This is a genomic window from Selenomonas sp. oral taxon 137 str. F0430, from assembly GCF_000183625.1.
GTDB lineage: Bacteria > Bacillota > Negativicutes > Selenomonadales > Selenomonadaceae > Centipeda > Centipeda artemidis.
Genome location: NZ_AENV01000013.1, coordinates 77021 through 99094, shown reverse-complemented (window position 1 = coordinate 99094; position 22074 = coordinate 77021). Strand labels below are relative to the sequence as shown.

17 protein-coding genes, 1 tRNA gene and 6 pseudogenes are annotated in these 22074 nt (G+C 57.2%); 21 read left to right on the top strand and 3 right to left on the bottom strand.

What is annotated here, in order from left to right:
- From nusB to HMPREF9162_RS09365, 19 genes and pseudogenes are all read left to right on the top strand, one after another.
- Nucleotides 1–374 (top strand): transcription antitermination factor NusB (nusB, locus tag HMPREF9162_RS09455; protein ID WP_037350579.1); only part of this gene is annotated, 374 nt, incomplete at its 5' end.
- A gap of 70 nt (nt 375–444) precedes the next feature.
- Nucleotides 445–1656, top strand: coding sequence for an exodeoxyribonuclease VII large subunit (gene xseA / locus HMPREF9162_RS09450; protein ID WP_009752912.1), 1212 nt, complete (start codon nt 445–447; stop codon nt 1654–1656).
- On the top strand, nt 1646–1882 hold the full coding sequence (gene xseB / locus HMPREF9162_RS09445; RefSeq protein ID WP_009348925.1) for an exodeoxyribonuclease VII small subunit: 237 nt from the start codon (nt 1646–1648) through the stop codon (nt 1880–1882). Before xseA ends, xseB begins: the two co-directional genes overlap by 11 nt.
- Nucleotide 1883: 1 nt before the next feature.
- Nucleotides 1884–2759, top strand: a complete 876-nt coding sequence (locus tag HMPREF9162_RS09440) for a polyprenyl synthetase family protein (RefSeq protein WP_037350573.1) — start codon at nt 1884–1886, stop codon at nt 2757–2759.
- An 8-nt stretch (nt 2760–2767) separates the two neighbouring features.
- Complete coding sequence (locus HMPREF9162_RS09435) at nt 2768–3574, top strand: TlyA family RNA methyltransferase (RefSeq protein ID WP_009752955.1); 807 nt, start codon at nt 2768–2770, stop codon at nt 3572–3574.
- A 15-nt stretch (nt 3575–3589) separates the two neighbouring features.
- Nucleotides 3590–4444, top strand: a complete 855-nt coding sequence (locus HMPREF9162_RS09430; protein WP_009752918.1) for an NAD(+)/NADH kinase — start codon at nt 3590–3592, stop codon at nt 4442–4444.
- Nucleotides 4445–4455: 11 nt separating this feature from the next.
- On the top strand, nt 4456–4908 hold the full coding sequence (gene argR / locus HMPREF9162_RS09425) for an arginine repressor (protein ID WP_009658424.1): 453 nt from the start codon (nt 4456–4458) through the stop codon (nt 4906–4908).
- Nucleotides 4909–4922: 14 nt separating this feature from the next.
- Nucleotides 4923–6647, top strand: coding sequence for a DNA repair protein RecN (recN, locus tag HMPREF9162_RS09420; RefSeq protein ID WP_009439128.1), 1725 nt, complete (start codon nt 4923–4925; stop codon nt 6645–6647).
- Nucleotides 6648–6699: 52 nt separating this feature from the next.
- On the top strand, nt 6700–7140 hold the full coding sequence (locus HMPREF9162_RS09415) for a DUF4367 domain-containing protein (RefSeq protein ID WP_371067613.1): 441 nt from the start codon (nt 6700–6702) through the stop codon (nt 7138–7140).
- A gap of 56 nt (nt 7141–7196) precedes the next feature.
- Nucleotides 7197–7272 (top strand) — tRNA-Lys (locus tag HMPREF9162_RS09410).
- A gap of 93 nt (nt 7273–7365) precedes the next feature.
- On the top strand, nt 7366–8124 hold the full coding sequence (surE, locus tag HMPREF9162_RS09405) for a 5'/3'-nucleotidase SurE (protein ID WP_009752928.1): 759 nt from the start codon (nt 7366–7368) through the stop codon (nt 8122–8124).
- Between the two features lie 133 nt (nt 8125–8257).
- On the top strand, nt 8258–8905 hold the full coding sequence (locus HMPREF9162_RS09400) for a bifunctional precorrin-2 dehydrogenase/sirohydrochlorin ferrochelatase (RefSeq protein ID WP_009752946.1): 648 nt from the start codon (nt 8258–8260) through the stop codon (nt 8903–8905).
- Nucleotides 8874–10192: pseudogene (gene hemA / locus HMPREF9162_RS09395) on the top strand (glutamyl-tRNA reductase). The gene HMPREF9162_RS09400 and the pseudogene hemA overlap by 32 nt, the downstream one beginning before the upstream one ends.
- A pseudogene (gene hemC / locus HMPREF9162_RS09390) lies at nt 10152–11086 on the top strand (hydroxymethylbilane synthase). The pseudogenes hemA and hemC overlap by 41 nt, the downstream one beginning before the upstream one ends.
- Nucleotides 11083–12596 (top strand): annotated as a pseudogene (gene cobA, locus HMPREF9162_RS09385) (uroporphyrinogen-III C-methyltransferase). Before hemC ends, cobA begins: the two co-directional pseudogenes overlap by 4 nt.
- The gene (gene hemB / locus HMPREF9162_RS09380) at nt 12593–13564 is read left to right on the top strand and encodes a porphobilinogen synthase (protein WP_009752913.1); all 972 of its coding nucleotides are present in this window, start codon (nt 12593–12595) and stop codon (nt 13562–13564) included. Before cobA ends, hemB begins: the two are co-directional and overlap by 4 nt.
- Before the next feature lie 11 nt (nt 13565–13575).
- Nucleotides 13576–14895, top strand: a complete 1320-nt coding sequence (gene hemL, locus HMPREF9162_RS09375) for a glutamate-1-semialdehyde 2,1-aminomutase (RefSeq protein WP_009752956.1) — start codon at nt 13576–13578, stop codon at nt 14893–14895.
- Between the two features lie 168 nt (nt 14896–15063).
- Nucleotides 15064–16718 (top strand): annotated as a pseudogene (locus tag HMPREF9162_RS09370) (polysaccharide biosynthesis C-terminal domain-containing protein).
- Entirely contained in the window at nt 16715–17599 is an 885-nt protein-coding gene (locus HMPREF9162_RS09365) for a diacylglycerol kinase family protein (RefSeq protein WP_009752919.1), read from the top strand. Before HMPREF9162_RS09370 ends, HMPREF9162_RS09365 begins: the two are co-directional and overlap by 4 nt.
- Before the next feature lie 10 nt (nt 17600–17609).
- Here HMPREF9162_RS09365 and HMPREF9162_RS09360 read toward each other — a convergent pair.
- Together HMPREF9162_RS09360 and HMPREF9162_RS09355 are read right to left on the bottom strand one after the other, a co-directional pair.
- Nucleotides 17610–18832: pseudogene (locus HMPREF9162_RS09360) on the bottom strand (ATP-binding protein).
- Nucleotides 18833–18837: 5 nt separating this feature from the next.
- On the bottom strand, nt 18838–20088 hold the full coding sequence (locus HMPREF9162_RS09355; protein WP_009752930.1) for a nucleotidyltransferase family protein: 1251 nt from the start codon (nt 20086–20088) through the stop codon (nt 18838–18840).
- A 266-nt stretch (nt 20089–20354) separates the two neighbouring features.
- On the opposite strand from HMPREF9162_RS09355, the gene HMPREF9162_RS12075 reads away from it, so the two are divergent.
- On the top strand, nt 20355–20633 hold the full coding sequence (locus tag HMPREF9162_RS12075; RefSeq protein WP_071586919.1) for a recombinase family protein: 279 nt from the start codon (nt 20355–20357) through the stop codon (nt 20631–20633).
- Here HMPREF9162_RS12075 and HMPREF9162_RS09345 read toward each other — a convergent pair.
- Nucleotides 20553–21539, bottom strand: coding sequence for an IS30 family transposase (locus HMPREF9162_RS09345; RefSeq protein WP_037350577.1), 987 nt, complete (start codon nt 21537–21539; stop codon nt 20553–20555). The two genes, HMPREF9162_RS12075 and HMPREF9162_RS09345, sit on opposite strands and share 81 nt — an antisense overlap.
- Before the next feature lie 108 nt (nt 21540–21647).
- On the opposite strand from HMPREF9162_RS09345, the pseudogene HMPREF9162_RS09340 reads away from it, so the two are divergent.
- A pseudogene (locus tag HMPREF9162_RS09340) lies at nt 21648–22067 on the top strand (recombinase family protein); the annotation flags it as partial.
- Nucleotides 22068–22074 lie beyond the last annotated feature (7 nt).

Genomic DNA, 22074 nt, shown 5'->3' with positions numbered 1-22074 from the left:
GTTTTCAGATGGATTTTTCTGCGAATGAGGCATCGCTTCATGATGTGAGCGAAATTGCCGCCGGCGCGGTTGAGGGGCTGAAAGAGAAGGATCTTCCCTATGCGCAGGGGCTTGTCCGAGGGACGCGTGCCGCGCTCGGGGAGATCGATGCCGCGATCGCGCGTTCGGCAAAAGAGTGGAAGCTCGAGCGTATGCCGGGCGTTGACCGCAATCTCATCCGCATGGCATTCTACGAAATGTATTATCAAGAGGAGCGCATCGATCCCGGCACCGCCATAAACGAGGCTGTGGAGCTTGCAAAAAAATACGGCGCGGAAGACGCAGGTCGTTATGTGAACGGCATCTTGTCGGCGATGCAAAAGGCGGTCTCTTGAAGAAAATCCGTTGCGCGATACGTTCGCGCACCGGGTCTTTTTTTATCAAATCTGTACATAGAAGGTAATTATGACGGTTCATAGTGTCAGCGACGTAACGCGCTATATCAAGAGTATGTTCGAGGGAGAAGCGATTCTCTCGGACATCCTGATACGCGGCGAGCTTTCCAACTTCAAGCGGTATCCCTCGGGGCATTGTTACTTTACACTCAAGGATGCCGCGGCCAGCATGAAATGCGTGATGTTCAACGGCTATGCGCGCAATCTGCGGTTTACGCCGGAAAACGGGATGCAGGTCATCGTCGGCGGAAATATCTCCGTCTATGAGCGCGACGGTGCCTATCAGTTGTATGCAACTAGCATCAACGTAGAAGGCGCGGGCATGTTGGCGCTCGCCTTTGAGCAGCTCAAAGAAAAACTGCGCGCCGAAGGTCTCTTTGACGAGGCGCACAAGAAGCCGCTGCCGCGCTTTCCGAAGCGCATCGGCATTGTCACCTCGGAGGCGGGCGCAGTTCTGCGCGACATTTACAAGGTGTCAAAGCGCAGGTGGAACGGCGTTCGGCTCGTTCTCCATCCCGTACTCGTACAGGGAACGGAAGCGGCGGGACAGATTTCCGCGGCGATCCGATTCTTCAATGAGAAATATCCCGTGGACGTGCTCATCGTCGGGCGCGGCGGCGGCTCCGCCGAGGATCTGTGGGCGTTCAACGAAGAGCCCGTGGTGCGTGCGATCTATGCCTCCCGCATTCCGGTGATCTCTGCCGTCGGTCATGAGACGGACACGACGCTGGCGGACTTTGCCGCCGACCGACGGGCGGCAACGCCGTCGCAGGCGGCGGAGTTTGCCGTTCCCGACGGCGCGGAGATCGCACGGCAGATCGCGGGACTGTCTACTCGTTTGGACACTGCGCGAAAACGGCATCTCGCGCAGGCGCAGATGCGTCTGCAGACGCTCCACGAACACCCGTGGCGTAGGAATCCAAAGCTGCTCCTCGCGCGTTATATGCAGCGTACGGATCGCATGACCCAGCGGCTTTCGGACGCTGCGGATCGCCGGCGCAGCGACCTGCGGCAGAGGCTGGAGTTGGCGCTGCGGCGGCTGGAGCTGCTGAACCCTGTGCAGCTCCTCTATCGCGGATTCAGCATTGTGGAAAAGGACGGAAAAACGGTGCGCAGAGCAAAGGAACTCTCCCCGGGGGACGCCGTCTGCATCACCTTTGCAGACGGAAAAGTGAGCGCCGTTGTGGCGGATGGAGCAAAGGAGGCGCAGCATGGCGCGTAAGAAAGAACAGACCTTTGAGGAAGCGTTGTCGCAGTTAGAGCAAATCGTTTCGGAGATCGAGGGCGGGGAGATGCCTCTTGCCGATCTCATGGCAAAGTATTCGGAGGGTATCAAGCTGTCCGATTTTTGCGTAAAATCCTTGAAGCGTGCCGAGGAGACGATGGATCTGCTTGTAACCGAGACGGCGGATGGCGTGCGCGAAGAGGAGCTTCGGATTGGGGGCTGAGATGAAGGAACTTTGGCAGTCGCGCCGGACGCTTGTGGAGCGTGCCTTGCAGGCGGAACTCGACCGCACCGATATTTTGGACGATAAACTCCGCGCATCGATGGCATACAGCCTCATGGCGGGCGGAAAGCGTCTGCGCCCCATTCTCCTGATGGCGGCGGCGGATGCGGTCGGCGCGGACGGAACGAAGTTCATCACGGCGGCGTGCGCGCTCGAGATGATTCATACCTACTCGCTCATCCATGACGACCTGCCCGCCATGGACAATGACGACTATCGGCGCGGCAAACTCACGAATCATAAGGCATATGATGAGGGGACGGCGATTCTCGCAGGAGATGCGCTCCTGACGCTTGCATTTACCGTGATTCTGCGTCAGCAGGATGTGCCCGCAGAGCGCCTGCTGCGCATCGTGGATGAGATCAGCCGCTCGGCAGGAGCGGAGGGCATGGTCGGAGGTCAGATGCTTGACCTCGAGGCGGAGAATCGGCGCATCTCCATGGAAGAACTGCAGCGCGTCCACATGGGCAAGACGGGGGCGCTCTTCCGTGCAGCGCTGCGCAGTGGCGCCATCCTTGCGGGCGCTTCGGAGCAACAGCTTGCCGCGCTCACGACATACGCGGATCATTTCGGTCTGGCGTTCCAAATCACGGACGACATCCTCGATGTGGTCGGCACCGCCGAGGACATCGGAAAACCAGTCGGCAGCGATGAGAAGAATCATAAGTCCACCTATGTGACGCTGACCTCACTGGACGAGGCACAGTCGCTCGCCCGGCAGACGGTCGAGAGCGCCGTGGATGCGCTTCATATTTTTGGCGATGAGGCGGCGTTTCTGCGCGAACTGGTTCTGTATCTCGTTCGGCGAAAGCAGTAGGAGAGAATTTGAAAAAAGAGCGTTTGGATCTATTGCTCGTAGCGCAGGGGCTTGCGCCCAGCAGGGAACGCGCGAAAAGGCTCATCATGGCGGGACAGGTGCTCGTGGACGAGCGGCGTGTCGACAAGGCAGGGACGACCGTCGACGCGGATGCTAGTCTGCGCGTCACAGGCGAGGATCTGCCCTACGTCAGCCGCGGCGGGATCAAGCTCGCCAAGGGCATAGATGTATTCGGCATCGTGCTCCCGGGCAAGACGGCGGCGGACATCGGCGCGTCGACGGGCGGATTCACCGACTGTATGCTGCAAAACGGCGCAGCGCGGGTCTATGCGATCGACGTCGGCTACGGTCAGCTCGATTGGAAACTGCGTACGGACGCACGCGTCGTCAACATGGAACGTACGAATATCCGCAATGTGACGCCGGAGATGCTCGGTGTTCCGCTCGATTTTGCCTCGATCGACGTGGCATTCATCTCGCTGGATAAGGTATTGCCCGTCGTGCGGACGCTTCTCTCCGAGAGCGGGGAGGTCGTCGCTCTGATTAAACCTCAGTTCGAGGCGGGGAAGGAGCGCGTCGGAAAGAACGGCGTTGTGCGCGATCCCCTCGTGCACGAGGACGTCGTTCGCTCCGTTGTGGCGGCAGCAGAGGGGATCGGCTTCATTCCGATGGGGCTGACCTATTCGCCGGTCAAGGGGCCGAAGGGAAATATCGAATATCTCCTGTACCTCTCTCTCAAGGGAGCCGGGAGCGCCATGGATGCCGCGTTCGTGCACGATATTGTGACACAGGCGCATACCGCACTGGATGGATGAGGTGCTGAGAACTCTATGCTGATGATTGCCGTTTTTCCAAATCTGATGAAGCCGGAGACACGCGAGATACTGCGGCGTATTTTACATTTTTTTTCGGCGCGGGACGCACGCGTGATGATGCCGCGCGAGCGCGCCGTCGAATTTGACATGCCGGACTGCGGCGTCGACGATATTGAACGGATTCCTGCGGATTTTGCCCTTAGCCTCGGCGGCGACGGCACCCTCCTCGGCATCTGCCGCCGCTATGCCGAGAATCCCGTGCCCGTCTGCGGCATCAATATGGGGACACTCGGGTTCATGGCGGACATCGAGCAGGACGAGCTGGAACGCCGTTTGGAGCAGCTTTGCAGAGGGGACTATCATGTCGAGCAGCGACCCTTCCTTGCGGGATATGTGACCAAGCCAACGGGAGAAGAGCAGTTCCTGGGTCATGCCATCAACGACATCGTTGTGATGAAGGGGGATGTGGCGCGCATCATCGCGCTCGGGCTTGCCGTCAACGATACGCCGCTGCTCGAGTGCAAGGCGGACGGCTTCATCGTGGCGTCCCCAACGGGCTCGACCGCGTACTCCCTCTCTGCGGGCGGGCCGATCATGAACCCGATGGTGAAGGGATACCTCCTCACGCCGATCTGCGCGCACACGCTCAATATCCGCCCGCTGGTCATTCGCGAGGAGGACGCCGTGCATATTCATTTGGTGGATATGCGGCAGAGCATCATTGTCACGCTCGACGGGCAGGAAACCTTTCCCGTGCTCCCCGACGATACTGTGACGGTGAAATGTTCGGATCTGAGGGCGGGGATCATCAAATTTGCGGATAAGGATTACTATCAAACCCTACGCACAAAGCTGTGGAGAAATTGCTAGGAGAGAGAGCAATGAAAAATCGGCGCCATGACCTCATTAAGAAGATCATCGAAGAGGACGTCATCGAGACGCAGGAAGCTCTTGCAGAGGCGCTGCGCGCACGCCATGTCCGCGTGACACAGGCAACGATCTCGCGTGACATCAAGGAGCTGTTTTTGATCAAGGTGCCCGCAGGCGGCGGACGCTATCGCTACGCCGTATCCCCGCCGGAGCATGTGCAGCTCTCCGAGACGCGCATGAAGCGGCTTTTTAAGGACAACGTGGTGCACTGTGATTTCAGCGAAAACATCGTCCTTGTGAAAACCGTACCCGGCGGCGCGAACACCGTCGCCTCGGCGCTCGATGCGACGGATTGGAAGGAGATGCTCGGCACGGTCGCGGGCGACGATACCATCTTCGTACTCGTAAAGCCCAAAGAGGCGGCGGAGATCGTCGCCGAACGCATTCATGAACTGCTTCACTGAGAGGAGGGAGCGTCTTGCTGAAAAGTCTGCACGTTCGGAACTTTGCTCTGCTGGAGGACGTCTCCGTCGAGTTTGGCGCCGGTCTTAACATTCTCACGGGCGAGACGGGTGCCGGCAAGTCCATCCTCATCGATGCGCTCGGCGCGATCCTCGGGCAGCGTGTTTCGACCGATGCGATCCGCAGCGGATGCGATGCGCTGCGTGTGGAGGCGGTCTTTTCGCTCCATGCGGATGCCCGGGAACTTGCCGCAGTTCTTGCGGAGCAGGAAATTGACTGCGAGGAAGAAGAGCTGATCATCGTGCGTAAGGTTTCGCGCGCGGGCAAGAGCTCCGTCCTCGTCAACGGCAGTCATGTGACCGTTGCCTTTTTACGCAGTCTTGCCCCTTTTTTCGTGGACATCCACGGACAAAATGAGAACCTTGCGCTCCTGCGCGAGGATAGCCAGCGCCGTCTGCTCGAGGACGGAGACGGCACGCTCGCCCAACTTCTTTCGGCATATCGCGGCGTATACGATGCGTGGAGAGAAAAGCGCGCGCTGCGTGAAGAACGCACGGAAGCCGCGCACGAGATCGGCGAGCGGCTTGATATGCTGCGCTGGCAGGAGCAGGAGATCAGCGATGCCGAGCTGCAGGAGGGAGAGGACGAAGAACTCGAAACGGAGATTCGCCGTCTCTCGCATATGGAAAAGCTCGTGGACTATGCATCCGAGGCGAGCGCACGGCTCAGCGAGGACGGTTCCGCAGGTGCGGCGGTGCTGACCGCGCTTGCGGTCGTGCGTCGCGATCTCGCCGAGATCGCGCGGTACGACGCCGGGCTGTCGAATGCGCAGAGCATGATCGAAGAAGCGTATATCTCGCTGCAGGAGGCGTCCTATGAGGTGCGCGACTACTGCGAGAGTCTCGACGCCGATCCCGCGCATCTGGATCGTCTCCAAACGCGGATGGACGTGATTGACCGCCTGAAAAAGAAATACGGCGGAACGGTATCCGCCGTGCTCGAACGGCTCGCATCCGTGCGTGCGGAGCTGGAGTCGATCGACAATTACGATACGGACATGGCGCAGCTCGATAAGGAGATTGCCGCCCTTGCTCGTGACCTTGCAGAGCGCGCGGCAGAGCTTACCGCATGCCGCCGCGACATCGGCGCGCAGCTTTCCGGCGAGATCGAACGCGAACTGCAGGAGCTCGGCATGAGCAAAGCGCGGTTTCACATCGAAGTCACGCCCGAGGAAAAATATACGAGCAACGGTGCTGACAGCCTGCGGATGCTCTTTTCCGCCAACATCGGCGAAGCGGAAAAGCCGCTCGAGAAGATCGCTTCGGGGGGCGAACTCTCGCGTATTGCCCTCGCGATTAAAACCATCGTTGCCGCACGCGACACCTCGGGCGCGAGCATGATCTTTGACGAGATCGACACCGGCGTGGGCGGACGGACGGCACAGATGGTCGCAGAGCGCATCGCCTATGTCGCCGGGTACAAGCAGGTGCTCTGCATCACGCATCTGCCGCAGATCGCGTGCATGGCGGACGAACACCTCTACATCTCGAAATCCGTCAAGGGAGATGCGACCGTCACGCAGGTAGATTTGCTCAGCGAGGAGGAGCGTATGCACGAGATCGCCCGTATGGCATCGGGGGACGACGTGACCGAAGCGGCGCTTGCAAATGCGCGCGAGATGCTCGCGAACGCGCAAAAGAAACAGGTGGAATTTCGGAAGAAAACTGCACACAGAAAGTAAGGAGAAAGCGATGAAAAAATATCGGTTCAGGTATTTTCTATTGGCGGCAATTATGGGATCAGTGCTTCTCATGGGAAGCGAGAATGCAGACGCCGCCCCTTCACCGCTTGTAGAATATACGAGCGTACGGGACGCATGGGCGGTTGTTGGACTTCCCGTTTATACTCCATCGCTCCTGCCCGTTGGATATATGCAAAAGGATATTATCGTCATTGATGGGCGGATCGCAGAGATTTTCTACCGTAATGATGCGGGGAAGGAAATTTTATTCCGCATGGCAAAGGGGGATTCCGACATCAGCGGCGACAGCAATATCTACGAGGTGAATCAGGTCGTCCAGGTCGGTCGTCAATATATCCGTGTCAAGGGAACGGAAAAACTCGTTAGTCTTGCACTTTGGGCACGTGCCGGCTACACCTTTTCGATCTCGTTTGAAGAACCTGTCTCCGTCGAAGCCGTACAGGCGATCGTCAATACGATTCCGTGGCAATAAGTATTGACATCGGCAGTGTGCTTGCACTATAATAGCTCTGCGCATATGCGCGATAGGACTCACTAGCTCAACTGGCAGAGCAACTGACTCTTAATCAGTAGGTTCACGGTTCGATTCCGTGGTGGGTCACCATGCATGATTCCCGCTGCGGCGGTTTTGGGGGAAAGCAGGTTGGCGGAGCCAACCTGCTTTTCGTATATGACGGCATCATTGGAGGGGCGCCTTGTGAAGATTTTGATCCTCAACGACGACGGTGTGGCGGCAGAGGGGCTGCGGACGCTGGCGGGGAGTCTTGCCGGGCGGCATCGTGTGACCGTTGCCGCACCGATGCATCAGCAGAGCGGGACGTCCCACGCGCTCACGATTGGCAGTGCGATTGAGGTGCGTGCGGATGAGACGTTTGATCCGGTGCATGGGATCAAGGCGTGGGCGATTGACGGGACGCCTGCGGACTGTGGCAAGCTCTATCTCGATGCGATTGCGGAGGAGATGCCGGACGTCGTACTCTCGGGTATCAATCATGGAGCAAACCTCGGCACGGATGTGATCTACTCGGGAACGGTCGGTGCGGCCTTCGAGGGACTTTTCCACGGGATTCCTTCCTTTGCGCTGTCGCTGCCGGAGGGGAGCGAGATTTCGTTTGCGGAGGCGGCGGCATATTTTGAGCCGTTCATGGAGCGTATGCTGATCTCGTATCGTAAGCCGTTTCTGCTCAATATTAACTTTCCGCAAAAACTTGCGGACGCCACGCCGCAATTCGTGTTCTGCCGGCAGGGCGGGCGCGACTACATCAACGCTTTTGAGCGTATTGAGGAGGGCGGGCGTGTGCATTACAAGGTCGCGGGTGAGGTCTCCGACACGGACAAGGGCGAAGGTACGGACATCTATGCTGTGGAGCAGGGATACATCGCCGTGACGCCGCTCGGTGTAGATATGACGGATTATCCGCAGCTTATACGATTTGAAAAAGAAGAAGTAAAATGAACGTATATTGATATGTTTGTTGATAATTACTATAAAGAGCGGAGTTTGTGTCTTCTGCTCTTTTTTTTGTAGGTTTTTGCGGTATAATATGCGAATATGAACAGTATTCATATTTTCTATGGGAGGGAGTACCTTGCTGTATCCGCTGAATATTGATCTGACGGGACGGCGCGTTGTCGTTGTTGGCGGTGGTATGGTGGCGGAGCGTAAGGTACACGGCATTCTCGCAGCGGATGCGACGGCGAACATCTTGGTGATTGCGCCGGAGGCGACCGCGGGGCTGCACGCCCTTGCAGAGGCGGGGCGCATCACGTGGCGGCGTGAGTGTTATGCGTACGGGATGCTGTGCGGCGCGTTCCTCGTCTATGCAGCAACGGATGCGCGTGAAGTCAACGCCGCTGCTGCGGCGGAGGCGGAGGTAATCGGAGCGCTCGTGAATGTGATCGACGATGCGGCGCGTTCGGATTTTCAAGTGCCCGCATTCATGCGCCGCGGTGATCTGCTGCTGACCGTCTCGACGGGCGGCGATAGTCCGGCGCTCGCGCGGGCGATACGGATGGAGCTTGAGCAATTCTATCCGCCCTCTTTTGAGATGTGGCTGGATTATGTGGCGGTACTGCGTGCAGAGATGCGGGAGGCACTTCCGACGAGCAGGGAGCGTACAGCGTTTTGGCGGACGGCGGTACGAGACGATATTTTATCGATGGTTCGAGACGGAGAGTTAGAGAAAGCGGAGGCTGAGTTACGACATGCGGCTCTTAACATTAGGGCTCAATCATAGAACGGCGCCTGTGGAGGTGCGCGAGCGGGTTTCGTTCTCGCGTGAGGAGCTGCGTTCGGGACTAGTAAATCTGGGGGAGTACGACGGGCTGAGCGGTTTAGTCGTGCTCTCGACATGCAATCGAACGGAGTTTTACGCCGCCGTGGAGGATCACGAACGCGGTGCGGAGGCACTGCGCCAATTTTTGAACGACCTGACGCAGGGCGGGCAGGATCTTGACGAATACCTCTATACCTATACGGACGAGGAGGCTGTGACGCATCTCTTCCGCGTGGCGGCGAGCCTTGACTCCCTCGTTTTGGGCGAGGGGCAAATTCTCTCGCAGGTCAAGGAGGCGTATGCGATCGCGCGCGAGGCGGGGGCGACGAGCACGGTGCTCAACCTGCTCTTTCACCGCGCGATCGCGGCCGGCAAGCGCGTGCGTACGGAGACACGCATCGCATATCGTTCCGTATCGGTCAGCTATGCGGCGGTCGAGCTTGCGGCGGCGTCGCTTGGAGGACTCGGCGGCTGCAGCGCACTGATCTTCGGTGCAGGCAAGATGGCGGAGCTGACGGCGGAGCATCTGCGTTCTCACGGGATAGAGACCATCTATGTGGCGAATCGACATCTTGAGCGTGCGGAGCGCCTTGCAGAGCATATTGGGGGGAGGCGATTCCCTTTGATCGCGCGATGGAGTATGCGGTCGGCGTGGACGTTGTTGTCACCTCGACCGGTGCGCCGCATTATGTGGTTAAGGCGTGGGAGGCGCGCCGCCTGATGGCACGCCGCCATGGGAGGAAAATCTTCTTCATCGATATTGCCGTGCCGCGCGATGTGGATCCGGATGTGACAAATATTAAGGGGATTGAGCTTTATAATATTGACGCACTCGAGGCTGTCGTGGACGAGCATCTCGGCGAGCGCCGGGAGGAGGCGGTGAAGGCGGAGCGGATCGTGCAGGAGGATGTCGCGTCGCTCCTCGAACGGTTCAAATATCTGTCCTTCCAGCCGCTCATGGCGCTCCTCTCGGGACGCTGCGAACGCATTCGGGAACGCGAGATCAAGCGCGTGAGCGCAAAGCTTCCGGATCTCTCGGAGGAAGAGGAGCGGCAGGTCGAACATATGAGCCGTATGATCGTGCGCAAGATTTTGCGGATCCCGATGATGAAGCTGCGCGCGTCTGCGGGCACTGCGGACGAGGCGTTTTACATCGCGGCGATGCGTTCGCTCTTTAAGTTGGATGCGATAGGGGAGACGGGAACAAGTGAACAGCGGCACAATCACTATCGGTACGCGGGCAAGTAAGCTTGCGCTGTGGCAGGCGAAGTTTGTCGCGGGAGAGCTGCAAAAGCGTCATCCCTCGGTCACGGTCGTGCTGAAAAAGATGACGACAAAGGGGGATAAGATCCTCGATGCGCCGCTCGCCAAAATCGGCGGCAAGGGGCTCTTTACCAAAGAGCTCGAGCAGGCGATGCTCGCGGGGGACATCGATATTGCGGTGCACAGTCTGAAGGATATGCCGATAGAGATTCCCGCAGGGCTGATTATCGGCGCCATTACCGCGCGCCTTGACCCGGGCGATGCCTTCGTCAGCAATCAATATGCAGCGATTGAGGAACTGCCCGCAGGGGCGCGGGTCGGGACGTCGAGCCTGCGCCGCAGGGCGCAGCTCCTCGCAGTGCGTCCCGATCTCGTCCTCCTCGATCTGCGCGGCAATGTGAATACGCGCCTTGAAAAACTCGACGCGGGGAGTTTGACGCCGTTGTACTCGCCGCGGCGGGGTTGCGGCGGCTCGGGCTCGGCGATCGCATCCGATCGGTTCTGCCGCGGGCGATGATGCTGCCCGCCGTAGGGCAGGGGGCGCTCGCCATTGAGTGCCGTGCGGACGATGCGGAGATTTGCGCGGCGATCGGTTTCATGTGCGATGCGGACATGACGGCGGCGGCGGCGGCGGAGCGCGCCTTCCTCGGTCGGGTGGAGGGCGGCTGTCAGATTCCCGTCGGTGTCTATGCGGAGATCGGCGACGGCGATATGCTCTATGTGGACGCGATGATTGCGTCCGTGGACGGGATGCGCGTCTGCCGCTCCCGTGCGTCGGGACGTCCGGCGCAGGCGGCGCAGATCGGCGTCGCGCTTGCGGAGGAACTGCTCGATATGGGCGGACGTGAGATTTTGAAAGAGATAGGGATTAACGTATGAATGGAACAGTTTTTCTTGTCGGCGCGGGTCCCGGGGATCCGCGCCTTTTGACCGTGGGCGCGATGGAGTGTATGAAACGCGCGGAGGTCGTCGTCTATGATCATCTCGCCGACGAGAGCATTCTTTCCTATGCGCCGGCGGATGCCGAGCTCATCTACGTTGGAAAACAGTCCTGCAAGCACACGATGCGCCAAGAGGACATCAATGTGCTCCTCGCCGACAAGGCGGCGGAGGGAAAGACGGTCGTTCGGCTCAAGGGGGGCGACCCCTTCGTCTTTGGGCGCGGCGGCGAAGAGGCACTGCTCTTGCTGGAGCGCGGGATTCCCTTTGAGATTCTGCCGGGCGTGACCTCTGCGGTCAGCGTTCCCGCCTATGCGGGCATCCCCGTGACGCACCGCGGCGTTGCCGTGTCATTTGCCGTCGTCACAGGGCATGAGGATCCGACGAAGGCACACTCGAACATTCGCTGGGAGCACCTTGTGACGGGCGTGGACACGCTGGTATTCCTCATGGGCGTTGCAAATATCCCCGTGATTACAAAAAACTCATCGAGCATGGCCGCCCTGCCGACACGCCCGCGGCGTTCATCCGCTGGGGGACGCATCCCGAGCAGGAGACCTATGTCACGACGGTGGGCGAAGCCGCGGAGACGGTCGTGCGCGCGGGGATACGTCCGCCCGCAATCTTCATCGTGGGCGATGTGGTCAAACTGCGCGACAAGCTACGCTGGTTTGACCGCCCGGCGACGCGTCCGCTCTTTGGCAAGAGGATTCTCGTGACGCGCGCGCGCGTGCAGGCATCGGCACTGACGGAAAAACTCACGGCACTCGGCGCCGCCTGCATCGAGGCGCCAGTCATCCGCATCGCCCCTCCTGCGGACGGCTATGCGGCGCTCGACGGTGCGATCGCGGAGCTGAACGCGTATCAGTGGCTGATTTTCACGAGCGTCAACGGCGTGGAGCATTTCTTTGCGCGCCTTCATGCGGCGGGAAAGGACACGCGCGCACTCGGCTACGCCAGGGTCGCGGCGATCGGCGCGGCGACGTCGGCGGCGCTGCGCGCGTTCGGCATACGGGCGGATCTCGTTCCCCCGGAGTTCCGCGCCGAAGCCGTCGCAGAAGAGCTGCGCCCGCTCCTGCCGCCCCGCGCACGCATTCTCCTGCCGCGTGCGCAGGAAGCGCGGGACGTCCTGCCCGATACGCTCCGCGCGCACGGGGCGATCGTGGATGTAGTCGCCGCCTATGAGACTGTGCCGGAGATCGAGGACGCCGCAATTGCGCAGGGTCTCGCGAGCGGCGAGATAGACATGGTGACGTTTACCAGTTCTTCGACCGTTAAAAATCTTGTCAAAATGCTCGGCAATATCACGCCCCTGCAGCAGGTCAAAATCGCCTGCATCGGTCCCGTCACGGCGGATACGGCGCGTTCGTTTGCGCTCGAACCCGACATCGTGGCAAAGGAGTATACGATTGACGGGCTTGTGCGCAGCATCAAGGAGTATATACAATGAATATGATTCAGCGTCCGCGCCGACTGCGCATATCCGCGGGAATGCGCGATCTCGTGCGCGAGACGGAACTGTCGCCGCGCGATTTCGTCTATCCGATTTTCGTCGTGCCGGGCGAGCACATCAAGGAAGAGATTCCGAGTATGCCCGGCTGTTTTCACTACTCTGTAGATAACGTCGCGGAGCTTGCGCGCCTCGTCGCGTCCTGCGGCATCCCCGCCGTCGAGGTGTTCGGACTGCCTGCCTATAAGGACGAGATCGGATCGAGCGCATGGGATCCCGCGAGCCCCGTGCAGAGGGCGATTGCCGCGATCAAGGAAGCCGTTCCGGAGCTTCTCGTCGTCGGGGACGTCTGCCTTTGCCAATATACCAGTCATGGGCACTGCGGCGAACTGCACGGCAAATACGTGGACAACGATGCGACACTGCCGCATCTCGTTCAAACGGCGGTCGGTCAGGCGCGTGCGGGCGCGGACATCGTAGCGCCGTCCGACATGATGGACGGACGCGTTGCGGCGATTCGCGCGGGGCTTGATGCCGAGGGCTTTGTCAATACGAGCATCATGAGCTATGCGGTCAAATATGCATCCGCCTACTATGGACCTTTCCGCGATGCCGCGGACAGCGCGCCCTCCTTCGGCGACCGCAGACAGTATCAGATGGATCCCGCGAATGTGCGCGAAGCGCTCAAGGAAGCCCAGCTCGACTGTGACGAGGGCGCGGACATCATCATGGTGAAGCCCGCGCTCGCCTATCTCGACGTTGTGCGGCGCGTCTACGATACGACGGATCGCCCGATCGCGGTCTATAATGTCAGCGGCGAGTACGCGATGGTAAAAGCCGCCGCCGCAAACGGCTGGATCGACGAGCGGCGCATTGTTTTGGAGAGCCTGACGAGTATGAAACGTGCGGGGGCGACGATCATCATCACCTATCATGCGCTCGACGCCGCCGCATGGCTGAATGAGTGAGGAGATGAAATATGCGGAACACAGCGCAGTCCAAGGCGGCTTTTGACGAGGCAAAACAATATATGCCGGGCGGGGTCAACAGTCCCGTCCGCTCCTTTGCAAACGTGGGCGGCAACCCGCTCTTTATCGCGCGCGCAGAGGGCGATAAAATCTATGACATCGACGGCAACGAATACATCGACTACGTTGGTTCGTGGGGACCGATGATCGTCGGTCATGCGCATCCGCAGGTGGTGCGGGCGCTACGGGAAGCGGCAGCGCGCGGCACGAGCTACGGCGCGCCGACGCTCCTTGAAACGGAGCTTGCAAAGCTCGTGCAGACCGTCTATCCCTCCATTGAGGTCATCCGTATGGTGAACTCGGGGACGGAGGCGACGATGAGCGCGCTGCGTCTCGCGCGCGGCTATACGGGGCGCAATAAGATCGTGAAGTTCGTCGGCTGCTACCATGGGCACAGCGACAGTCTGCTCGTGAGCGCCGGCTCCGGGATGGCGACGTTCGGCGTGCCGAGCTCGCCGGGCGTGACGCCGGGCACAGCGGCGGATACGATCGCCGTCCCGTATAACGATGAGGAGGCGATTTGCTCCGTGATGGAGCGCGAGGGCGATGCCATTGCCGCCGTCATCGTAGAGCCGGTCGCGGGCAATATGGGGCTCGTCCTCCCGCGGCAAGGCTACCTTTCACTCCTGCGCGAGCTGACGGAGCGGCACGGGACGCTCCTCATCTTTGACGAGGTGATGTGCGGATTCCGCGCCTCGCTCGGCGGCGCACAGGCGGCGTACGGCATTCGCCCCGACCTCACCTGTCTCGGCAAGATCATCGGCGGCGGGCTTCCCGTCGCCGCATACGGCGGACGCCGCGAGATCATGGAGCGCGTCTCGCCCGCGGGCCCCGTCTATCAGGCGGGGACGCTCTCGGGCAATCCGCTCGCCATGACAGCGGGCATCGAGACGCTGCGGATCATCACGGCGGAGCCGGAGGACGGCGCACCGGATTACAGCCGCGTGTTGACACTCAAGACGAAGAATCTCCTCCTCGGCTGGCAGCGCATCGCCAAAGAATACGGCGTTCCTATTTGCGCGCATCAGGCGGGATCGATGTTCGGCATCTTCTTCATTAATCGCGAAGTCTATAACTACGACGATGCCGTCGCCGCCGACCAAGACGCGTTCCGCATCTGGTTCGAGACCATGCTGGACGAGGGCATTTATCTCGCACCCTCGCAGTTCGAAACCGTATTCATGTCGGGCGCACATACCGATGCGGACATCGACCGCACGATCGCCGCGGCAGAGAAAGGCTTCGCAGCGGTCAAGGCGGCACGCACATAATTATATTATTCTTTAGTTCCTCCTGTGTGTAGCATAGATACACCGGGAGGGCTTTATTTTGAGAAAAGTCTGCCGATCTGTGATTCTTCACATTGCTAGCGGGAGTACCATATGATATAATTTATCGGTAAATATCACAATATAGTCATATTAAATATCATTGAGGCGGTGTTTCTCATTCGTGAGATAGATGTTTCCGGAGGGAAAAGCAGCAAGGGCGAATCCTTCCTTAAAGGAACCTTTGTCCTGACGATAGCAGGATTCGTCGTCAAGGTCATCGGGTCGCTGAATTGGATCTTTGTTTCCCGCATCCTCGGCGGCGAGGGCATCGGGCTGTATCAGATGGCTTTTCCCATTTATTTTTTTGCCATGACAGTGTCGCAGGCAGGCGTGCCCGTTGCGATTTCCATTATTACGGCGGAGCGTGTGGCTCTCCAGGATATCTATGGGGCAAAGCGTGTATTTCGTATTTCTATGATGTTCATGCTGCTGACGGGGCTTTTCTTTTCGATATTGACATATTTGGCGGCAGACTGGCTTATCGACTGGCAGTTCATCCGTGATGCGCGTGCGTATAAGGCTGTTGTGGTGCTCGCACCGACAGTTTTTTTCGTGACCCTGCTCGCAAGCTCCCGCGGCTATCTGCAAGGTTGGCAGCGGATGACGCCGACGGCAGTCTCACAGATCGTGGAACAGATCTTTCGCGTGGTAACGATGATCGTATTGGCGAGCCTCCTCATGCCGTGGGGGCTGGATTATGCCGCTGCGGGAGCCTCACTTGGCGCTCTTGCAGGGGCGGTGACAGGGTTAATCGTCCTTGTCTATTTTCACATCAAATTGGAACGTGACATTGCGCGCGACTACGGTACGGATCTTAAACCTCTGCCGGGAGCAGCATATGAGTCGCGCCGCTCAATTATCAAGCGCATCTTTAAGCTGGCGCTCCCGGTTTCGGCGGCAAGCATCATGCTTCCTGTCGTATCAAACCTTGATCTCATGATTGTTCCGCAGCGTCTGGAGGCAGCAGGTTACAGCATCAGCGAGGCGACGGAGTTGTTTGGCTACCTGAACGGCATGGCGGTTCCGCTTGTCAATCTCGCAACGATACTCACGGCGTCAATGGCGATGAGCATTGTGCCTGCGATTTCGGAGTCGCGCGTCCTTGGCGATCAGGTGCGTGTCTATGATCAGACGGCGGCGTCGGTGCGCATCTCGAATTTTGTCTGTTTTCCGGCGTTTGTCATTGTATTCATACTGGCGACCCCGATTTCGAGCCTGATTTACAATGCGCCGGGCGCGGGTCCCGCCGTTATGATCTCGGCGGTAAGTATTATCCTGCTCGGACTGCATCAGGTATCGACAGGGATACTGCAGGGGTTGGGGCATCCGACCATTCCCATGGTGAATATGATTCTTGCGGCAGGTGCAAAGGTGTTCCTGAATTGGCAGCTCACCGCGATTCCGTGGCTTGGCATCATGGGCGCTGCGTGGGCGACGGCTGCCGATATGGGCGTTGCTGCACTCATTAATCTGTATTTTATCTATCGGTTTATCGGGTACCGCATCGAGTTGCTGCAGTTGTTTAAGACGATCTGCGCTGCCGGAATTATGGGGGCGTCGGTCTACGGATTTTACACATGGACGCTTGTATGGTGGGGCATTGCGGCGATATCGACGTTTGGTGCGGTGCTCGTTGGATGCATCGTCTATATTGCTGCGATGATTCTCTTGCGCGGATTGATCGAGGATGATCTGCGCCGCCTGCCGATGATCGGTTCAGTGGGTATCGGTTTTTGCAGCGAATTGGGGTTTTTAAGGCATGAGAAAACTTGCGTTAATCTATAATCCTGTTTCAGGGAATGCGCTGTTCAAGGTCAAACTGGATTGGTTGATTGACTCATTTCAGCGGCATGGGATGGTACTTTGTCCGTACCGGACGCGCGGCGGCACTTTGGATAATATCAGCCGGTTCCTAATTGATCTGCATCCGGACGGTGTGATTGCCGCGGGCGGTGACGGCACCGTGCACACGGTCGTAAACGCAATGATCGAGGCGGATGCGGATATCCAACTCGGTATTTTTGGCAGCGGTACGTCAAATGATTTTGCCACCCATCTTGGGATTCACGATGATTGGGAAAGCTATATTGAGCGCATTGCGGCAGGGGAGTCCCGCCGTGTGGATTTAGGAGTCCTTGAGGACAGCAAGCGATATTTCGTCAACGTCGTCAGCGCAGGAATGCTCACGGGTATCGCGCACGAGGTAAAATCTACCTATAAGAATACACTCGGCAGGGTGGCATATTACTTGAAAGGACTTGGAGAAATCCCGCGCCTGCACTCATTTCCCGTGCGTATTTTGGCGGATGGTGCGACCTATGAAGAGGACATTTTTCTCTTTGTCGTGGCGAACAGTCCTGTCGTTGCAGGGATGAAACGTATTGGTACGGATATTTCCGTTGACGATGGAATGCTTGACCTGCTTGCGGTAAAAAAAATAAGTCTGCCGCAGTTTATGTCCGTTGCGGCAGACCTGTTTTCCGGAAAATCCATTACGGAGAAAGAGAGCATCCTGCATATCCGTGCACGATCGTTTGAAATTCAAACGGAGCAGGAGTTATGCAGTGATCTTGACGGCGAGTGCGGACCGGTACTCCCGCTGCGTGTTCATACCGTACCGTTGGCTCTTTCCGTTTATTGCTGAACGTTCTAACTTAATGTGTCCCTAGATAATGTGCAACAAATTGTTGTGCAGTGCGTCCGCTGCGTCCGCTGTGTGTCAGCTCCCAGCGAAGTCCCGCGAGATGCAGCTCTTCTTTTGTCAGTGCAATTCCTTTTTGTCGCAGGAGATAGTCGATGATCGCGAGATACTCTTCCTGATCCGGTGTATGATATTGGATGATGAGTCCAAACCGATCGGCGAGGGAAATGGTTTCGTGCATGGCGTCATCACGATAGAGCTCATCTTGCTGCCGGTCACGCCATGTCTCGCGTACGAGATGGCGGCGGTTAGAGGTCGCATAGAGGCGGACGTTCGGCGGACAGGATGAGACGCCGCCCTCGATGGCGGATTTGACCGTCTTGAACTCGGCGTCAGAATCCTCGAATGAAAGATCGTCGAGGAAAATGATGAATTTTTTACTTGCAAAGCGCCGCAGCTGTGCCATGATATCCGGGAGCAACCAAAGCTGATCCTTTGTGACCTGAAGGAGCCGCAGCCCCATATCGTCATACATGCCGGCAAGTGCTTTGACTGCCGTCGATTTTCCCGTGCCGCGTGCGCCGACGAGGAGCACATGGTTGGATGGCTTTCCCTCAACAAAAGAGCGCGTATTGTGGATGAGCTGCTCCTTTTGCCTTTCATATCCGACGAGGTCGCTCATGCGCGGCCGCTCAAAGTCTACAATTCCGCGCAGTGTATTTTCGGCGATATCCCAACAGAAGGCTGCGTAGGCGGCAAGATCGCCATAGCCGTATTTGGCATAGAAAGCAAGAAGAATTTCTGCGTATTCTTCCGGCGAGCTTGCGCCGGCAACGCCCGGGAGTAGAAAATCTTCCGTTTTTCCATATATATTCCGGGTCGGCTCGTAATTATCTAGGAGCGTTTCACCGAGAAATATACTCGTCGGTGCTGTGAGCAATGGATAGAGCAACCTGATGTCATGGTAAAAAACATCCCGCAGACTTGTACCGGGGGCAGATCCGTGCGTTCCATTGTCTCAGAGACGAGATTTGCCCGGCTCGTCAGGACGTGAAGCAAATAACGGGGCAGCAGGTTGCCGCTCAGCCCGTGCGTTTCTGCTGCGGCAATAAGGGCGGATATACAGTACTTTTTGGCAGTCGGTTCATCCTCAGGAGCAGTGAGAAATGAAAGAACAGGATCGTCGCGCAGAACGTCAAGCACGAGGAGATCAGACAGATTGACATTTTGACACATGATATTCATCCTTTCGGTGTAGAGAGAATCACGCATGGCGGCGTGATGAAATCCGAAGTTTGATTTGTATGTTGAAGCACTGTCAGCAGACGAAGATCTGTTGCCAACGTATCAAAAGCAAGCATCTCTTGCAGGAGAGAGAGCCGTCCCGAAAATGATCGGTTGTTTGAGGTTAAAAACTTTGCCGTTCGTGTGATAATGGGGAGGTGTGTATGCTCTTTGATTGCACGCAGCAGCTCTTGTCCACGTACATTGAAAGCGAGCGGGCGAATATAGGTCGCTCCATGGGTATCAAAACGTGCTGCCTGCGCCTTTTTGAATTTGATCAGGAGATGGAGGATAAGACGGGCAATGCGGCTGCGTGTATAGCGTTTTGTTGCCGCAGACGTGAGAAGGTCGTCATAGTCGTTCACTTTTTGGAGTGTGCGGATCAGACGATTTTCGATCCCTTCTGTAACACCGAGGATCTCCTCCCGTTCACTGTTGCTCGATGTGAGGAGGGTGTAGCGCAAGAGTGAGAGCAGCTTATTTTCGTTGGGGAGCTTTGTCTCGTACACTGTACGAAGATCGGCGTATACCGAGGGGGGGACGCTGTCGGCGAGTCGTTCCCACGGTGGTATACTCTCATAGAGCGCACTGCGAATCGAGGATGCACTTGTAATACCCGGATAGAGTGCGGTATCGTTATGGCTTGCTGTGCTGCGCGGGATGGCAATGGGGGAAATTTCGAAAGTACTCCGGCAAAGGGCACGTAAATACTCTATGGCAAGGATGTTATTTGGTAAACGCAGCATTTCTTCGGGGATACTTTTATCGGCTGCAGCACGTGACAGAGCTGCGGCATAGGAATCGCCTGCACTTATGTAGGAATGCAGACGTCCCTGAACGACCGGCGTATCAATCGACGCAGCGATGTACTTTAACAGCGCAATGTCGTGTGTCTCGGTGCCGAAAGCAAGGCGTTCGACAATACCGAGTGCTGCAAGCAGGGACACCCCGCCGCGTGCGAAGTCCTGCGCGCTTCGACAGGAAAAGACAAAGGGCAGTTCGAGAACAAGATCGGCGCCGCCCTCGACGGCATGCCGTGCCCGTGTCCATTTATCGAGTATACACGGTGTGCCGCGCTGGGAAAAACTGCCGCTCATAGCGATGATAATCCCATCTGATGAAGGGAACATACGGTGCAGCTCCGTTAGCTGATAGCGATGTCCATGATGAAAGGGATTGTATTCGGCGATAATGCCGATGGCGCGCATGACATTCCTCCCTTCCATAACTTAATTTATAGTTTAACAAAAATGAATTGGTATGTCTATAACACCTTCATAATCCTCATACAGGATTCCCCACTCCCCACATTTTACTATGCCGGGGATGGGGATTTTTGTTGTCTTCGTATCGTGCTGCCTGGTATTTCTGACAATGCTCTCTTAGGCGTAAGAAACAGCATAATCTACCAAGGGAAGGATAAAAAGTCTTATAATGACACCGACGTTATTTATGAGAAAATAAAGGAGGATATATGGGGTGCGTTTATGGATATGTTCGTGTCAGCAGCCGCGATCAGAATGAGGATCGTCAGCTGATTGCACTTGAGGAGGTTGGGATTTTCCGGAAAAACATCTATGTGGACAAACAATCCGGGAAGGACTTTGATCGCCCCGCCTATCAGGAGATGCTGCGGCGTTTGGGGCGGGACGATCTTTTGTATGGCGAATTGTCAAATCAAGTGCAACGACCTCTTATAGAAAACTTCATAGGGAGTCTGAAAGCCAAGGCATTTACGTGGACGCATGTTTAATTCGTCAAAGATCTCTTGGACGTGCTCTTGCGAAACGTCGGTAAGATCCTGCCCCTTGGGAAAATATTCCCTCAGCAGACCGTTCGTGTTCTCATTTGTGCCCCTCTGCCAAGGTTGATGTGGCTCCGGGAAATAGAATGGCACATGCAGTGCTGACGTAACTTCATCATGTCGGGCAAATTCTGTTCCGCGATCCGGCGTGATGGTTTTTACGGGAAGTCCCTGGAGGGCGCGAATTATGATGCGGCTGACCTGGCGTGCGTTCTTCTTGTCCGCCTTACCGCCGGCAACAAAGCGGCTCTTTCGGTCAACGAGCGTAACGAGGCAGGCTCTGCCTGTTTTTCCTGCAACGGTGTCGCTTTCCCAATCCCCAAGCCGTCTCCGATTATTTGCTGCACGCGGACGGGCAGAAAGTTCGTTGCTGACACGGATTTTTCCGCGACGCTCCACATATCCTTTCTTATGACGCGGTTTGCCCTTGTGCCGCAGCTTTCGCACTGCACCGCGTGCCCCGTGGGACAGCTTCTCATCGTCGAACAGACCTGCATAGATCCCTCGGTAGACAGTAGCGTAGCTGACGGACTCACAATGCTTTTCCAAACGCAAACCCCCTGCGATTTCTTCCGGCGACCATTGGTGCTGAATGAATTTGTCTTTTACGATTGTGCGCAAGTTGATGCTGTCCAACTTTTTATGGGGACGGCATTTCTTGCGCCGCTCACGGTAGTTCTCCTGCGCCAGTGCAGGGATATAGTCTTTCCCTAACGTGTTGCGGGAGATTTCCCGCGCAATCGTCGCTTTGTTTCTCCCTAGTTCGCCGGCAATCGTCGATAGATTTTTCCCCTGTGCGCGAAAAAACATTATCTTTTCCCGCTCAATTAGTGTAAGATGGTGATAGTGACACATAGGCTTCTCCTTGATCAATGTGGTCGTTGCAAACTCCATTGTATCAGATTCCTATGTGTCACGTTTTCTATTTTATCTGCTGTTGCACTTAGATTGTAAATTCAAGATATCAAAAGCATCGATCGACTCGGCAGGGATTATGCGGAGATCTTGTGGCAGTGGCGCATTTTAACAAAAGAAAAAGGAATTGATATTGTAGTGCTAGATATGCCGCTCCTCGACACGAGGCGCGGCAAGGATCTGATGGGGACGTTCCTGAGCGATATTGTATTGCAGGTGCTGTCTTTTGTGGCGGAGAGCGAGCGTGTCAACATCCGGCAGAGGCAGGCGGAGGGCATCGCCGCGGCGAAGGCACGAGGGGTACGATTCGGCAGACCGCGACGTCCGCTGCCTAAAAACTTCCCGGAGGTATATTGGCGTTGGAAGAATGCAAAAGTAACAGGGACAGCAGCGGCAAAGGAGTGCAATATGCCGCTTGCTACCTTTCGTTACCGTGCGGCAATCTATGGGAAAACGAAAGAATTGTGAATTGATT

What these genes read in the sequence shown, in the direction of transcription:
- xseA (WP_009752912.1), top strand. Translation starts at nt 445, where the DNA reads ATGACGGTTCATAGTGTCAGCGACGTAACGCGCTATATCAAGAGTATG.
- xseB (WP_009348925.1), top strand. Translation starts at nt 1,646, where the DNA reads ATGGCGCGTAAGAAAGAACAGACCTTTGAGGAAGCGTTGTCGCAGTTA.
- HMPREF9162_RS09440 (WP_037350573.1), top strand. Translation starts at nt 1,884, where the DNA reads ATGAAGGAACTTTGGCAGTCGCGCCGGACGCTTGTGGAGCGTGCCTTG.
- HMPREF9162_RS09430 (WP_009752918.1), top strand. Translation starts at nt 3,590, where the DNA reads ATGCTGATGATTGCCGTTTTTCCAAATCTGATGAAGCCGGAGACACGC.
- argR (WP_009658424.1), top strand. Translation starts at nt 4,456, where the DNA reads ATGAAAAATCGGCGCCATGACCTCATTAAGAAGATCATCGAAGAGGAC.
- HMPREF9162_RS09415 (WP_371067613.1), top strand. Translation starts at nt 6,700, where the DNA reads ATGGGATCAGTGCTTCTCATGGGAAGCGAGAATGCAGACGCCGCCCCT.
- hemB (WP_009752913.1), top strand. Translation starts at nt 12,593, where the DNA reads ATGAATATGATTCAGCGTCCGCGCCGACTGCGCATATCCGCGGGAATG.
- hemL (WP_009752956.1), top strand. Translation starts at nt 13,576, where the DNA reads ATGCGGAACACAGCGCAGTCCAAGGCGGCTTTTGACGAGGCAAAACAA.
- HMPREF9162_RS09365 (WP_009752919.1), top strand. Translation starts at nt 16,715, where the DNA reads ATGAGAAAACTTGCGTTAATCTATAATCCTGTTTCAGGGAATGCGCTG.
- HMPREF9162_RS09355 (WP_009752930.1), bottom strand. Translation starts at nt 20,088, where the DNA reads ATGCGCGCCATCGGCATTATCGCCGAATACAATCCCTTTCATCATGGA.
- HMPREF9162_RS12075 (WP_071586919.1), top strand. Translation starts at nt 20,355, where the DNA reads ATGGGGTGCGTTTATGGATATGTTCGTGTCAGCAGCCGCGATCAGAAT.
- HMPREF9162_RS09345 (WP_037350577.1), bottom strand. Translation starts at nt 21,539, where the DNA reads ATGTGTCACTATCACCATCTTACACTAATTGAGCGGGAAAAGATAATG.